The following is a 14,534-nucleotide window of genomic DNA, read 5'->3' on the forward strand; positions in this document are numbered from 1 at the left end:
TCGTTCACTCGCCCCTAAACGATAAAGTGAATGTGCTTTTTGCCATGGAACGGCGAGATCTCAATTTTGGTTTTGACTCTGAAAACATCCCACAGCAACGACTCGGATAAAATGTCCTGCGGTGTTCCCGTCGCCACAATTTGCCCTTTCTGCATCACAATCAGCGAGTCACAGAACATTGAGGCGTGATTGAGATCGTGGATTGCGACAATGCTGGTGACCGGTAATTCGCTGATCAAATGCATCAGCTGCATCTGATGATGAATGTCCAGGTGGTTGGTCGGTTCATCCAGCAGGATTTCAGTCGGGGTCTGGGCCAGCGCGCGGGCAATGTGTACGCGCTGGCGTTCACCGCCTGAAAGGCTCAGCCAGCCCTGGTCACTTTTATCCAGCATATCCACGCGTTGCAGGGCCGCGGTGACGGTCTCGTCATCGTGCGTGCTCCAGTTGGAAAAAGGAGAGTGATGCGGAATACGCCCGAGCTTCACCACGTCACGCACGTGCATATTGGCGTCGGTCATCCCGTGCTGTTCAACGAAGGCGACCCGGCGGGCAAGCTGTTTTTTGGCGATGCGGGCGATGTCCTGCCCGTCCAGAGTGACGTTGCCGTTGTCCGGGCGACGCAGCCCCGCGAGGATACGTAAAAGCGAAGACTTACCGCAGCCGTTTGGGCCAAGCAATCCTACCGTTTCCCCCCGGGAAACCTTCAGCGAGACGTCATCAACGATGACTTTTTTACCTACCTTCCAGGTAATATTTTCAGCGCAGATACTCATCACTTATTCCTTGAGCGGTAGATAATCACGGCAAAGAAGGGCACGCCCACCAGCGCGGTCACCACGCCGACGGGCAGGCTTTGCGGGGCAATCAGCATGCGCGAGGCGATATCTGCCAGCACCATCAGGATCGCGCCTGCCAGCGCGCTGGCAACCAGCAACGTACGGTGCAGAGGGCCGAACAGGAAACGCATGACGTGCGGCACCACCAGTCCGACAAAGCCGATTGAGCCCGCCATGCTAACGATGGTCGCGGTAATCAGTGCGGTGGTGGTAAAGAGCGCCAGGCGCACCCAGGGGACGGCAATGCCCAGCGATGCCGCGGCGTCATCACCAAACGTAAAGGCATCCAGCGCCCGGGAATAGTAGAGGCAAACGGCTAAGCCAATCAGCACCACCACCAGCGCCAGCTGGAATTCAGGCCAGCGTACGCCGCTGAAACTGCCCAGCAGCCAGAACATCACGTCGCGCGCCTGTTGGGCGCTGGCGGAGGTGCTGATGGTGTAGGCGGTAATGGCATTGAAAAGCTGGGAGGCAGCTACGCCTGCCAGAATAGTTCGTTCATTCCCTCCGCGCGCGCCGTTGGTCAGAAACGCGACAAACGCAAAGGCGGCGAACGCTCCGGCAAAAGCACCTGCGGAGAGCGACACCGCGCCGGTGCCGATCCCCAACACCACGACGGATACCGCCCCGGTCGAGGCACCTGCGGACACGCCAAGCACGTACGGCTCCGCCAGGGCATTCTTCAGCAGGCTCTGCAATACGGCACCGCAGATGGCCAGCCCCGCGCCACAGCAGGCTGCCACCAGCGCGCGGCTCAGGCGAAAGTCCCAGATAACGCTTTCATAGATGCGGTTGAGCGGAACCCCGGTGAACCCCATTTTATTACTGATGGCATAAAAGACATTCTGCAGCGGGATCGACAGCTCGCCAACGCTGACGCTCAGCGCGATAACCAGAAATAACAGGACAAAGGCGAGCAGGCACGAGCTCGTCAGAACCAGACTCTGCCGGGCCTGAAGAACAGCGGTTGTCATCAGTTCAGCCCCAGTTTTCTGAGCTGTTCGCCGACCTGCTCAGCCCCGTAAATCGTGCGGATCGTCGGGTTCATCGCCTGACCGTCCATCACCACGATATGGCCTTTTTTCACCGCGTCCAGCTGGCTGACCGCCGGATCGCTCTTCAGGAATTTGATTTTTTCTTCCGCGTTATCCAGCGCCCAGCGGTTGCGGTCGAGGCTGGATACCACGATGACATCCGGATTTGCGGCAATAATGCTTTCCCAACCTACGGTTGGCCATTCGGTCTCCGAGGTGATGGCGTTATGGCCGCCCATCAGGCTGGCGATAAATCCAGAGGGGCTATTTTTTCCGCCTACGTAGGCGTCCGCAGAAGGGGATGAACTGGAGAACCAGAAGACAAACGAAAGGTCTTTTTTATTCTTGCTGAATTCCTTACGCAGGTCGGCCTCGCGTTTTTTGAAATCGGCAATAACGGCCTGACCGCGATCTTCAACGTTAAAGATTTTGGCAAAATCCTCAATCTCTTTATAGAGATACGTCATGTCCCACAGTTTCTGGCGGCTGCCGTACATGTCGCCGGTGGCTTTTTTGGTCGCGCACATGCCCGGGGACACGTAGCTGTTCACGCCCAGGGTCAGCAGATCGTCGCGTTTTGCGACCTTACTTTCAGGCCCCAGAAGCAGCGGGGACTGCGCGGGAACAAAGTCAGGATTTTGCGCAAGAACGGATTCAAGGGTCGGGATTTCAACCGTCAGGGTTTTGATTTTTGCATTCTGTTCCGCCAGCTGCGGCAGCACTTTGGTTGGCCAGAAGGCGCTGGCCTTCACCTTATCTTCCAGGCCCAGCAGGAGCAATATTTCGACGGTGTTCTGACCCAGGGCCACGACGCGTTCCGGCGCTTTGGTGAACGTCTCTTTATAGCCACAGTTTTCAATCGTCAGGGGATATGTGGTTGCCAGAGCAGAACCGACCGACGCAATCGCCAGGCCTAACGCGCAGATGACCTTTTTCATTAAACACGACCCTTCATTAACATTATTGTTGTTGCAAATGAAACTCATTATTAAGGCGGAATTTTATACAGAGGAAACGATTTGGTGTCAATGAGGGACAATTGCGCAGGGTAACGAAAGGCGGTGTCAGAAAACACCGCCGGAATGAGGCTTTAAACCAGGCTCTCTTTATCAATCCCAAGCCGCTTCATGCGCGACAGCAGGGTAGTGCGTTTTAACCCCAGGCGCTGGGCGGCACCTTTAGGCCCGGCGACCACGCCGTTGGTCTCTTTCAGCACGCGCATAATGAGCTGATATTCATCTTCTCCCTCTTTTGCTGTCTCGGCGGCGGGCGCGGTCACGTCAGGAAGCGTAACCTCAGGCAGGGAGAGTTGCAGCACGCTACCGCGCGTGAGCAGCACCGCGCGCTCAATGACGTTTTCCAGCTCGCGCACGTTGCCGGGCCATTCCATCGATGAAAGGGTGCGTAACGTCTCGGCAGGAATACTGTCGATGTTGCGCCCCATCCGGCGCGCAATCTTCGCGGTAAACGCTTTGACCAGCAGGGGGATATCTTCCGGGCGTTCGCGCAGCGGCGGCAGGAAGATCGGGAACACGTTCAGGCGATAGTAAAGATCGCTGCGAAACTCGCGGTCGGCGACCATTTTTTTCAGGTCGCGGTTGGTGGCGGCAATCAGCCGCACGTCGGTCTGGATAAGCTTGTTGCTGCCCAGGCGCTCGAACTCCTGCTCCTGCAGAACGCGCAGCAGTTTCGGCTGTAGCTCCAGCGGCATATCGCCCACTTCGTCGAGGAACAGCGAGCTTTTGTCCGCCAGTTCAAAACGGCCCAGCCGCTGGCTGCTGGCCCCGGTAAACGCGCCGCGCTCGTGGCCGAACAGGTCACTTTCCAGCAGACCCGCAGGCATCGCGGCGCAGTTCATCTTCACCATCCGACGGCTGTTGCGGTTGCTCAGGTTGTGGATGGCGCGGGCAATCAGCTCTTTACCCGTGCCGGTTTCGCCCAGAATCAGCACCGTGCTGTCGCTTTGCGCCACCATCTCGACCTGCTTGAGCACGCTGTACATGGCATCGCTGCGCCCGATGATTTCACCAAACTCGCTGTCCACGTTGTTGAGCTGTTCGGTCAGGGCCAGGTTCTCATCCACCAGCCGCTCTTTCAGACGATGAATTTCCTGATAGGCGAGAGCGTTATCCAGGGCGATGGAAATGCGCTCGGCGATCTGGCGCAGCAGTTTCAGGTTGGCGGTGGTGAACACGCCTTCCTCGCACTGCGCCAGCTTCAGCACGCCCAGCATGGTATTGCCGGACATGAGCGGCAGCAGACACAGGGTCTGAATTTTGTTGCCCCAGGTGTTGAACAGCATCCGCTCATACGGCGCGACCGGATCCTGCTCGTTCAGGTTGAGCAGGAGGATCTCTTTGCTTTTGAAGACCCGCTCAGAAAGGGTGCCCGCTTCATCCACTTCACTCTGCTCATGGGCAGGGTTGGCCTCATCAAGATAGTGGGTGGAGTAGATATTCAGCTTGCCCTTGCGATGACCCCGCAGCGCGATGCTGATAGCGTCAATTTTGAAATAGTGGTGGATCTCTTTTGAAACTTCGCTGACCAGCTCATCCATGTCGAGCCGTGACAGCACGGCATTGGTGATGGCGACCAGTATGCGGAAGTTGTCGCGCTCGCGGCTCAGCAGGTCGTAATCGACGTTATTGGTGACGCGGCTTTGGATCTGCTCCGCGACGACGGCCACAATCTGGGTAAAAGTGTGCAGGCGTTCGTATTCCTCCTCGCTCCAGGGCTGGTCGGTGGTGCGGATAAATTCGCAGCCGCCAAAAATCTGGCCCTCTGCCGCCAGCGGCAACATGCAATAATGCCCGAAAGGCTGATAAAGGTTGCTCTCCGCCAGCCTCGGCCACGCCTGCCGGAACTCCTCAAAATTGCAGTGCAGCACTTCAGGCCGGGAGAGAATGCGGCGCACCGGGCCATGCGCCAGGTACGTTTCGTCTTCGTATTCAAACGTTTTGCCATTATCACGCGTTGAGTAGTAGCTCGCACGCTGCGTTCCGCTATGCCAGAGCACAATCGCGGCGCTGTCGGCCAGCGCCGATTGCCTGACCAGCCGCGTCAGGGCATCGCTTAGCGCGCCGAGATCGGGCTGCTGTAAAAGTGTGCGCGTGATGTCAAACAGGCCCTGCTGGCCAAGATCGCTCATCGGTGTATACGGCATATTGCTTTCCAATAGAAACTGGCAAAAAAGAGACATTCAATGCTGACCGCTTTTGGCGCGGTTCTAGCAAATACGGGGTAAGGGTTCAGCGTGCGGCAAATCCAGCGTTCGTTTCACGCCATAAAGCCCGGCCAGGCGCACCCCTTTGCGCTCAACCACTTCACCAATGATTGCCGCCTCGCGTCCTGACGGATGCGCCCGCAGCTGTTCAAGCACGGCTTGTGCCGCGGCGCGTTCAACGCCAACCACCAGTTTGCCCTCGTTGGCAAAGTTGAGCGGGTCAAGCCCCAGCAGTTCGCAAAGGCCGCGAACGGCGGGCTTCACGGGCAGGCTGCGCTCGGTGAGTTCAATCCCGCATCCGCAGCTTGCCGCAAACTCATGGACCACGGCATTTACGCCGCCTCGCGTGGCGTCACGCAGGGCGTTCACGCCGGGGATCGCGCGCAGCGTCTGAATCAGCGGGGTGAGTACCGCGCAGTCGCTGCGCAGTTCGCCGTCCAGCCCCAGACCTTCGCGCAGGTTCAGGATGGTCGCCCCGTGGCAACCCAGCGTTCCGGTCACGATCAGCACGTCGCCCACGCTGAGGCGCTGTGCGCCCCAGTGAATATCGGCGGGGATCGCCCCCATGCCGGCGGTGTTGATAAACAGCTTGTCGGCCGCGCCGCGCTGTACCACTTTGGTATCGCCGGTGACGATAGCAATTCCTGCCTCGCGTGCGGTCTGCGCCATGCTGTTGACCACCGCCGTGAGCGTCTCCATCGGTAACCCCTCTTCGAGAATAAACCCGCAGGAGAGGTAGCGCGGAATGGCTCCGCTGACGGCGACGTCGTTTGCCGTGCCGCAGACGGCGAGCTTGCCGATATCACCGCCCGGGAAGAACAGCGGGTCGATCACATAGCTGTCGGTGGAGAAGGCCAGCCTGTCGCCCTGCGCGGTGAGGGTCGCGAGGTCAATGCGCGCCTGGTCTTCCTGCTCGGCGAGCCAGGGGTTGTTAAAGGCTTCCAAAAAGAGCTGGTTAATCAGCTGCTGCATCGCCTGGCCACCACTCCCGTGCGCCATTTCAACCGTCTTCATGCTTCACACTCCTGATTACGGAACTGGTACCACGCGGCGCACGCCCCTTCGGAAGAGACCATGAGCGCGCCAAACGCCGTTTGCGGGTTACAAATGTTGCCGTATAGCGGGCAATGATGAGGCTTGCATTTACCGGTGAGCACCTCGCCACAGCGGGCGCGCGGGTCGTCGCAAACCTGCTGCGGCTGCGGGCGAAAATGCGCTTCGGCGTCGAACGCGCGATAGGCCGGCGTCAGGCGTACGCCGGATTCGGCAATCAGCCCCAGGCCACGCCATTCGCTGTCGCCTTCGACGCTAAACACGTCGGCTATCGCCTGCTGTGCCCGTTCATTTCCCGCATCCGGTACCACGCGGCGATACTGGTTTTCCACTGCACTCAGGGCCGCTATTTTCTGCTCAACCAGCATGGTGACACCTTGCAGTAGATCAAGTGGTTCGAAACCAGCGACCACTAACGGACGATTGTACTGTTCAGCGATAAAACCGTAGGCATCTGTGCCAATCACCATGCTGACATGCCCCGGTGCCAGAAAGGCATCAATTCCGTTTTCCGGCTCTTCCAGCAGGCTGCGCAGCGTGGGGATGAGCGTAATGTGCTGGCAGAAAAAGAAAAAGTTATCGACGCTGCGCGCTTTCGCCTGCTGCAGCGTGATGGCGGTGGCGGGCATGGTGGTTTCAAACCCCAGGCCAAAAAATACCACCTTGCGCGCAGGGTTATCTGCTGCCAGCGTCAGGGCATCCATCGGCGAATAGACGATCCGGATGTCTGCCCCGCGCGCTTTTGCCTGCAGCAGCGAGCCATTTTTCCCCGGCACGCGCATCGCGTCGCCAAAGGTGCAGAAAATGACGTCGGGCTGGCTGGCAATCTCAATACAGCTGTCGATGCGCCCCATCGGCAGAACGCAGACCGGGCAGCCGGGGCCGTGGATAAACTCGATGTTGTCCGGCAGCAGCTGGTCGAGGCCAAATTTGAAAATGGCGTGCGTGTGCCCGCCGCACACCTCCATGATCCGCAGCGGGTTTTCCGCCGTGTACTCCAGCAGCGCTGCGCGCGTTTTCAGATGCCCGATAAGCTGTAACACCTGCTCGGGCGCGCGGTACTCATCAACGTAACGCATATGCTACCGCTCCTCGCCGTACAGCAGCGCGCCCACGTCCGGCTCCACATCGAACATATTCTGTAGCGCATCCAGCGTGTCGCGGGCTTCTGCTTCGTTAATCACGCTCATGGCAAACCCCACATGCACTAACACCCACTGGCCGAGACGCGAAGCGCCGCTTTCATCGGTGCTGCCCACCAGCGTCAGGTCAACGTCGCGCAGGATGCCGCAGACCTCGACTTTGGCCTGGTTACCGTCGATGGAGTGAATCTGTCCCGGTACGCCTATGCACATCGTTCGTTCTCCAGCCAGTGTAGCCAGCTGTCCATGCCGTCGCCGCGCGTGGCGGAGACCAGCAGGATCTCAATCTCCGGATTCACCTCGCGGGCGTAGGCCAGACACTTATCCACGTCGAAATTCAGGTACGGCAGCAGGTCGACTTTGTTCAGCAGCATGATGGACGCGGCGGCAAACATATGCGGGTACTTCAGCGGCTTGTCTTCGCCTTCGGTCACCGAAAGCACCGCGACTTTATGCCGTTCACCCAGGTCGAAGCTCGCCGGGCAGACCAGGTTACCGACGTTTTCAATAAACAGGATGCCGTTATCCGCCAGCGGCAGACGCGGGGCGGCGTCGGCAATCATCTGCGCATCCAGGTGGCAGCCTTTGCCGGTGTTGACCTGAATCGCCGGGGTGCCGGTTTCGCGAATGCGCGCCGCGTCGTTAACGGTTTGCTGGTCGCCTTCTATCACCGCGCAGGAGACGCGTTCGTTCAGGCGTTTGAGCGTTTCCGTGAGCAGCGTGGTTTTGCCGGAGCCGGGGCTGGAGACCAGGTTCAGCACCAGCTGATTGCGGGTGGCAAAGCGGGCGCGGTTGCGGGCGGCGATCTGGTTATTTTTGTCCAGCACGTTGATTTCCACCTCCAGCATCTGGCGCTGGCTGATGCCCGGCGCGTGGGTACCCGCTTCGCCGTGGCCGTAGTGGAGATCGCCCGCAGCGGACTGTTGCACAGAGAAAGTGATACCGGTCAGTGCCGCAGAAGGACGTGGTGCAGGTGAAAAGGGCGCGGAGCGAAACGCGGAATGGGGGTGATGTTCATCCCCTTCTATATACAGGTTGCCTTCGGCGCAACCGCAAGTACTACACATACTTTACTCCTTCTCGATTTCGAGGCGTTGGATCTGCATGCCGTCATCCGCCACGATGCGCAGCCCGGTACTCTGGCACCGCGGACAGCGCTGAACCTTCGATGACAGCAGGGTGACGTACTGCTGGCACTGTTCGCACCAGCACTCCGCCTGCTGCTCTTCAATATGCAGTTCGCAACCTTCCGCCAGCGTGCCGCGGCACACCAGCTCAAAACAGAAATTCAGGGCGCTGGTCTCGACGCAGGAAAACGCCCCGACCTTCAGCCAGACGCCGGTGACGCGTTTCGCGTGGTTTTGCACTGCCTGCTGTTCGATAAGCTCCAGAGCCCGCTGGCAGAGGGTGATTTCGTGCATGACGCCTCCTCAATGAATTGCCCCGGTAATGCAATAACAGTGCCAGCTTGATTTTTGTTAAGGCGTGACGATGTCAACGCTGTCGAAATGACACGTCGACACCGCAGCGTTGACAGCGGTTTTGTAATTAAATCTATTTAAAATCAGAAGCATAAAAACTGGCATGGAATCTGCTTAACAGCCGCTATCTCCATTAAACGGAAACCTTCTATGACTATTTGGGAAATCAGCGAAAAAGCGGATTACATCGCGCAGCGTCATCAGCAGTTACAGGATCAGTGGCACCTCTACTGCAACTCTCTGGTTCAGGGCATCACCCTCTCGAAAGCGCGTCTGCACCACGCGATGAGCTGCGCGGCGCAGGGCGACATGCGCTTTGTCCTCTTCGGCCATTTCATCATCAACGTTACCCTGGCGGATAACTTCAACAGCCACACTATTGAGTATCTCCTCGAGACAAAAGACGGTGAAAAACAGTGTATTGCGAAGGCGCAGCTGATGGCCGATGGCATGGTGGACGGCCACGTCAGCAACCGCGATCGCCAGCAGGTGCTGGAGCACTATCTGGAAAAAATCGCGCCGGTTTATAACGGCCTGTACGCCGCCGTTGAGCACGATCTCCCGGTCAACCTGAAGCAGCTGATGGATGGAAATGCCTCAGCGAACGTGGCCTGACCCATGCGTGTCGAGAAGTGTCGACTAGACAGTTTTTCGTCAAAAATGACTATCACCAGAGGATGACCCGGTGAACCGTTTTGTAATTGCTGACTCGACGGTCTGCATTGGCTGTCGAACCTGTGAGGCGGCGTGTTCGGAAACGCATCGCCTGCATGGGCTGCAGTCCATGCCGCGCCTGCACGTCATGCGTGATGAAAAAGAGTCTGCCCCGCAGCTCTGCCATCACTGTGAAGATGCCCCCTGTGCGGGCGTCTGTCCTGTCAATGCCATCACCCGCGTTGATGGCGCTGTCCAGCTGAACGAAAGCCTGTGCGTAAGCTGCAAGCTGTGCGGCATTGCCTGCCCGTTCGGCGCGATTGAATTTTCCGGCAGCCGCCCGCTGCATATTCCGGCGAATGCCAACTCGCCAAAAGCCCCGCCCGCGCCGCCGGCGCCTGCACGCGTAAGCACGCTGCTGGACTGGGTGCCTGGGATCCGCGCCGTTGCGGTGAAGTGCGATCTGTGCAGCTTCGATGAGCAGGGACCGGCCTGCGTGCGCACCTGCCCAACCAAAGCATTGATTCTGGTTAACATTCGCGACATCGCGCGTACCAGCAAGCGTAAACGCGAGCTGACCATCAACAGTGATTTTGGCGACCTTTCTCTGCTACAGACGCTTAACGAGGGGGCGAAATGAACGCGGCGATGATGATTACCAGCGCGGTTGCCTATTTTGCTGCCGCCGCTGTTCTGGCGCAGCTCTTCTCTTTCCATAAAGCCCTCAGCGGCTGGATCGCCGGGATCGGCGGGGCGGTAGGTAGCCTGATGACGCTGGCAGCAGGCGGTGTTGTTCTGCTCGGCGGGCAATCCGTTGACGCACTAATGCCGCTGATTCGCCACACCATTGAGATCACGCCGTTGAACGCCATCTGGCTGGTGACGTTTGGCCTGTGCGGGCTGTTTATCAGCCTGTTCAATATTGACTGGCACCGCCACCCGCACGCTAAAGCCAACGGCCTGCTGGTCAACCTTTTAATGGCGACGGCGGTCTGCACCGTTATCGCCAGCAACCTCGGCGCGCTGGTGGTGATGGCGGAGATCATGGCGCTCTGCGCCGTGTTCCTGACGGGCTGCAGCGCCTCCGGCAAACTGTGGTTTGCGCTGGGACGCCTCGGGACGCTGCTGCTGGCGCTGGCCTGCTGGCTGGTGTGGCAACGCTTCGGCACGCTGGACTTCGCTGCGCTCAATGGCCATCCGCTGGGGAATGATGTCTGGCTGCTGAGCGTGATCGGCTTTGGCCTGCTCGCCGGAATCATCCCGCTGCACGGCTGGGTGCCGCAGGCGCATGCAAATGCCTCCGCGCCCGCCGCCGCGCTGTTTTCTGTGGTGGTCATGAAAGTGGGTCTGTTCGGGATTCTGGCGATTACGCTGACCGGCGGACAACCGCCGCTGTGGTGGGGCGTCGTGCTGCTGGTCGCCGGAATGATTACCGCGTTCGTCGGCGGCCTGTACGCGCTGATGGAGCACAATATCCAGCGTCTTCTGGCGTATCACACGCTGGAAAATATCGGCATCATTCTGCTCGGTATTGGCGCGGGCGTGACCGGGCTGGCGCTGAATCAACCAGCGCTGATTGCCGCCGGTTTTATCGGCGGTCTCTATCACCTCGTCAACCACAGCCTGTTTAAAAGCACCCTGTTCCTGGGCGCGGGAAGCGTCTGGTTCCGCACCGGCCATCGGGATATTGAAAAGCTCGGCGGGATTGGCAAAAAGATGCCGGTGATTTCACTGGCGATGCTGGTCGGGCTGATGGCGATGGCCGCGCTGCCGCCGCTGAACGGTTTTGCCGGGGAGTGGGTGATCTATCAGTCCTTCTTCGCGCTCGGCCAGAGCGACGCGTTTATCGCCCGTCTGCTGGGGCCGCTGCTGGCGGTCGGGCTGGCGATTACCGGGGCGCTGGCGGTGATGTGTATGGCGAAAGTCTACGGCGTCACTTTCCTCGGCGCGCCGCGCACCCGCGAAGCTGAAAATGCCTGCTGTGCACCGGTGTTGATGGGTGTGAGCGTGGTTGCGCTGGCGCTGTGCTGCATCGCGGGCGGCGTGGCTGCACCGTGGCTGCTGCCGCTGCTGGGAAGCGCTATTCCGCTGCCGCTGACCGTCGCGAATACCACCGTCTCTCAGCCCACGATCGCGCTGCTGCTGATTGGCGCACCGCTGCTGCCGCTCATCCTGATGCTGTTCTTCAAACGCGACCGACTTACCTCCCGCTCGCGCGGTGCGGCGTGGGCCTGCGGCTACGAGCATGAACAGTCGATGGTCATCACCGCCCACGGTTTCGCCATGCCGGTGAAAGAGAACTTTGCCGCCGTGCTGAAGCTGCGCCACTGGCTGAACCCGGTGGCGTGGGTGCCGGGATGGCAGAGCGCCGCCGCGCCTGCGCTGTTCCGCCGTCTGGCGGTCATCGAGCTGGCGGTGCTGGTAGTGATTGTGTTTTCACGAGGAGCCTGACATGAGTCTGTTACTGGCAATACTTCAGGCGCTGGTGCTTTTCGCCGTTGCGCCGCTGCTCTCCGGGGTGAGCCGCGTGGCGCGTGCCCGGATGCACAACCGTCGCGGGCCTGGCGTGCTTCAGGAGTACCGCGATCTCTTCAAACTGCTTTCTCGTCAGAGCGTGGCTCCGGACGCCGCCGGCTGGGTCTTCCGCCTGACGCCGTTTGTGATGGTGGGCGTGATGCTGACCATCGCCACAGCGCTGCCGGTGGTGACGGTGGGCTCGCCGCTGCCGGCGCTCGGGGATCTGATTACGCTGATTTACCTCTTCGCCATTGCCCGCTTCTTCTTTGCTATTGCGGGCCTGGACACCGGGAGCCCGTTTACCGGTATCGGTGCCAGCCGCGAGGCGATGCTGGGCGTGCTGGTTGAGCCGATCCTGCTGCTGGGGCTGTGGGTTGCCGCGCAGGTCGCGGGCTCAACCCATATCAGCTTTATCACCCACACCGTTTACCACTGGCCGGTTGCCCGCTCCATTCCGCTGGTGCTGGCGCTGTGCGCCTGCGCGTTCGCCACGTTTATCGAGATGGGCAAACTGCCGTTCGACCTTGCGGAAGCCGAGCAGGAATTACAGGAAGGACCGTTGACCGAGTACAGCGGCTACGGCTTTGCGGTACTGAAGTGGGGCATCAGCCTCAAACAGCTGGTGGTGCTGCAGATGTTTGTCGGCGTCTTTTTCCCGTGGGGGCAGATGACGCACTTCTCCGCTGGCGGTCTGGTGCTGGCCGTGTTGGTTGCCGTCCTTAAGCTGCTGGTTGGCGTGCTGGTGATTGCCCTGTTTGAAAACAGCATGGCGCGCCTGCGTTTTGTGGAAACGTCGCGCATCACCTGGGCCGGTTTTGGTTTTGCATTTTTAGCGTTCGTCTCCTTGCTGGTGGCGTGATTAAAGAGAGTTTTTATGTCTGAAGAAAAGAAAGGTCAGCAGTATCTCGCCGCGTTGCATCAGGCTTTCCCCGGCGTGGTGCTGGAGGAGTCCTGGCAAACCAAAGACCAGATAACCGTCACCGTAAAGGTGAACTATCTGCCGGAAGTGGTGGAGTTTCTCTACTACCAGCAGGGCGGCTGGCTGTCGGTGCTGTTCGGTAACGACGAGCGCCAGCTGTGCGGCAATTACGCCGTGTACTACGTGATGTCGATGGAGCAGGGCGAGAAGTGCTGGCTCACCGTGCGCGTCGAAGTCGATCCGAATAAGCCGGAATACCCGTCCGTCACGCCGCGCGTGCCCGCCGCCGTCTGGGGCGAACGCGAAGTGCGCGACATGTACGGCCTGGTGCCTGTCGGCCTGCCGGACGAGCGCCGTCTGGTGCTGCCGGACGACTGGCCGGATGAACTCTACCCGCTGCGCAAAGACAGCATGGACTACCGTCAGCGCCCGGCACCGACCACCGACAGCGAAACCTACGAATTCATTAACGAGCTGGGCAGCAAGAAGAACAACGTGGTGCCGATTGGCCCGCTGCACGTCACCTCCGACGAACCGGGCCACTTCCGCCTGTTCGTTGACGGCGAAAACATTATCGACGCCGACTACCGCCTGTTCTACGTCCATCGCGGCATGGAAAAGCTGGCGGAAACCCGCATGGGCTACAACGAAGTCACGTTTCTTTCCGATCGCGTGTGCGGCATCTGCGGCTTCGCCCACAGTACCGCCTACACCACCTCGGTGGAGAACGGCATGGGGATTGTGGTGCCGGAACGCGCGCAGATGATCCGCGCCATTCTGCTGGAGGTGGAGCGCCTGCACTCGCACCTGCTGAACCTCGGCCTGGCCTGCCACTTTGTGGGCTTTGATTCCGGGTTTATGCAGTTCTTCCGCGTGCGCGAAGCGTCGATGAAGATGGCGGAGATCCTCACCGGGGCGCGTAAAACTTACGGCCTGAACCTGATCGGCGGGATCCGCCGCGACCTGCTGAAAGACGACATGATCCAGACCCGTCAGCTTGCCCAGCAGATGCGCCGCGACGTGCAGGAGCTGGTGGACATGCTGCTCAGCACGCCAAACATCGAGCAGCGCACCGTAGGCATCGGCCGTCTTGACCCGCAAATCGCCCGCGACTTCAGCAATGTCGGCCCGATGGTGCGCGCCAGCGGCCACGCCCGCGATACCCGCGCCGATCACCCGTTTGTCGGCTACGGCCTGCTGCCGATGACCGTGCACAGCGAGCAGGGTTGCGACGTCATCTCTCGCCTGAAGGTGCGCATCAACGAGGTGTTCACCGCGCTGAATATGATCGACTTCGGTCTGGACAACCTGCCGGGCGGCCCGCTGATGGTGGAGGGCTTCACCTACATTCCGAACCGCTTCGCTCTCGGCTTTGCCGAAGCGCCGCGCGGGGACGATATCCACTGGAGCATGACCGGTGACAACCAGAAACTCTACCGCTGGCGCTGCCGTGCGGCCACTTACGCCAACTGGCCAACCCTGCGCTATATGCTGCGCGGCAACACCGTTTCTGACGCCCCGCTGATCATCGGCAGCCTTGACCCGTGCTACTCCTGCACCGACCGCATGACCGTCGTGGACGTTCGCAAGAAGAAAAGCCAGGTGGTGCCGTACAAAGAGCTTGAGCGCTACAGCATCGAGCGTAAGAACTCGCCGCTGAAATAAGGACTCG

14 protein-coding genes are annotated in these 14,534 nt (G+C 59.7%); 5 read left to right on the top strand and 9 right to left on the bottom strand.

Annotated elements, in window-relative coordinates; all coding sequences use genetic code 11:
• Positions 1-14 precede the first annotated feature (14 nt).
• From PYW49_RS11875 to hypA, 9 genes are all read right to left on the bottom strand, one after another.
• Positions 15-776 (bottom strand): siderophore ABC transporter ATP-binding protein EitC, encoded by a 762-nt coding sequence (locus PYW49_RS11875; protein WP_320386507.1) that lies wholly within the window; start codon positions 774-776, stop codon positions 15-17.
• Positions 776-1,813, bottom strand: a complete 1,038-nt coding sequence (locus PYW49_RS11880) for an iron chelate uptake ABC transporter family permease subunit (RefSeq protein WP_320386508.1) — start codon at positions 1,811-1,813, stop codon at positions 776-778. Before PYW49_RS11880 ends, PYW49_RS11875 begins: the two co-directional genes overlap by 1 nt.
• The gene (locus tag PYW49_RS11885; protein ID WP_320386509.1) at positions 1,813-2,811 is read right to left on the bottom strand and encodes a siderophore ABC transporter substrate-binding protein EitA; all 999 of its coding nucleotides are present in this window, start codon (positions 2,809-2,811) and stop codon (positions 1,813-1,815) included. Before PYW49_RS11885 ends, PYW49_RS11880 begins: the two co-directional genes overlap by 1 nt.
• A gap of 152 nt (positions 2,812-2,963) precedes the next feature.
• Complete coding sequence (gene flhA / locus PYW49_RS11890) at positions 2,964-5,036, bottom strand: formate hydrogenlyase transcriptional activator FlhA (protein ID WP_320386510.1); 2,073 nt, start codon at positions 5,034-5,036, stop codon at positions 2,964-2,966.
• 63 nt (positions 5,037-5,099) lie between these two features.
• A complete protein-coding gene (gene hypE / locus PYW49_RS11895; protein WP_320386511.1) occupies positions 5,100-6,110 on the bottom strand; it encodes a hydrogenase expression/formation protein HypE in 1,011 nt (336 codons plus the stop codon).
• Positions 6,107-7,228: a hydrogenase formation protein HypD gene (hypD, locus tag PYW49_RS11900; protein WP_320386512.1), complete on the bottom strand. Its 1,122-nt coding sequence runs from the start codon at positions 7,226-7,228 to the stop codon at positions 6,107-6,109. Before hypD ends, hypE begins: the two co-directional genes overlap by 4 nt.
• A 3-nt stretch (positions 7,229-7,231) precedes the next feature.
• On the bottom strand, positions 7,232-7,504 hold the full coding sequence (locus PYW49_RS11905) for a HypC/HybG/HupF family hydrogenase formation chaperone (protein WP_316380143.1): 273 nt from the start codon (positions 7,502-7,504) through the stop codon (positions 7,232-7,234).
• On the bottom strand, positions 7,495-8,358 hold the full coding sequence (gene hypB, locus PYW49_RS11910) for a hydrogenase nickel incorporation protein HypB (RefSeq protein ID WP_320386513.1): 864 nt from the start codon (positions 8,356-8,358) through the stop codon (positions 7,495-7,497). The genes PYW49_RS11905 and hypB overlap by 10 nt, the downstream gene beginning before the upstream one ends.
• 3 nt (positions 8,359-8,361) lie before the next feature.
• Positions 8,362-8,712: a hydrogenase maturation nickel metallochaperone HypA gene (gene hypA, locus PYW49_RS11915; RefSeq protein ID WP_320386514.1), complete on the bottom strand. Its 351-nt coding sequence runs from the start codon at positions 8,710-8,712 to the stop codon at positions 8,362-8,364.
• Between the two features lie 210 nt (positions 8,713-8,922).
• Between hypA and hycA the strand changes: the two genes are divergently transcribed.
• The 5 genes from hycA to hycE all read left to right on the top strand — a co-directional run bounded on the left by hycA (position 8,923) and on the right by hycE (position 14,527).
• On the top strand, positions 8,923-9,387 hold the full coding sequence (gene hycA, locus PYW49_RS11920; RefSeq protein ID WP_134349775.1) for a formate hydrogenlyase regulator HycA: 465 nt from the start codon (positions 8,923-8,925) through the stop codon (positions 9,385-9,387).
• A gap of 70 nt (positions 9,388-9,457) precedes the next feature.
• The gene (locus tag PYW49_RS11925) at positions 9,458-10,066 is read left to right on the top strand and encodes a 4Fe-4S dicluster domain-containing protein (protein ID WP_320386515.1); all 609 of its coding nucleotides are present in this window, start codon (positions 9,458-9,460) and stop codon (positions 10,064-10,066) included.
• On the top strand, positions 10,063-11,877 hold the full coding sequence (gene hycC / locus PYW49_RS11930) for a formate hydrogenlyase subunit 3 (protein WP_320386516.1): 1,815 nt from the start codon (positions 10,063-10,065) through the stop codon (positions 11,875-11,877). Before PYW49_RS11925 ends, hycC begins: the two co-directional genes overlap by 4 nt.
• A 1-nt stretch (position 11,878) precedes the next feature.
• Positions 11,879-12,802 carry a respiratory chain complex I subunit 1 family protein gene (locus PYW49_RS11935; RefSeq protein WP_320386517.1) on the top strand — a complete coding sequence of 308 codons (924 nt, stop codon included), beginning with the start codon at positions 11,879-11,881 and terminating at the stop codon, positions 12,800-12,802.
• Positions 12,803-12,817: 15 nt separating this feature from the next.
• Positions 12,818-14,527 carry a formate hydrogenlyase subunit HycE gene (hycE, locus tag PYW49_RS11940; RefSeq protein WP_134349771.1) on the top strand — a complete coding sequence of 570 codons (1,710 nt, stop codon included), beginning with the start codon at positions 12,818-12,820 and terminating at the stop codon, positions 14,525-14,527.
• The last annotated feature ends 7 nt before the right edge of the window (positions 14,528-14,534 follow it).

Source organism: Enterobacter chinensis (genome assembly GCF_034008295.1).
Lineage (GTDB): Bacteria > Pseudomonadota > Gammaproteobacteria > Enterobacterales > Enterobacteriaceae > Enterobacter > Enterobacter chinensis.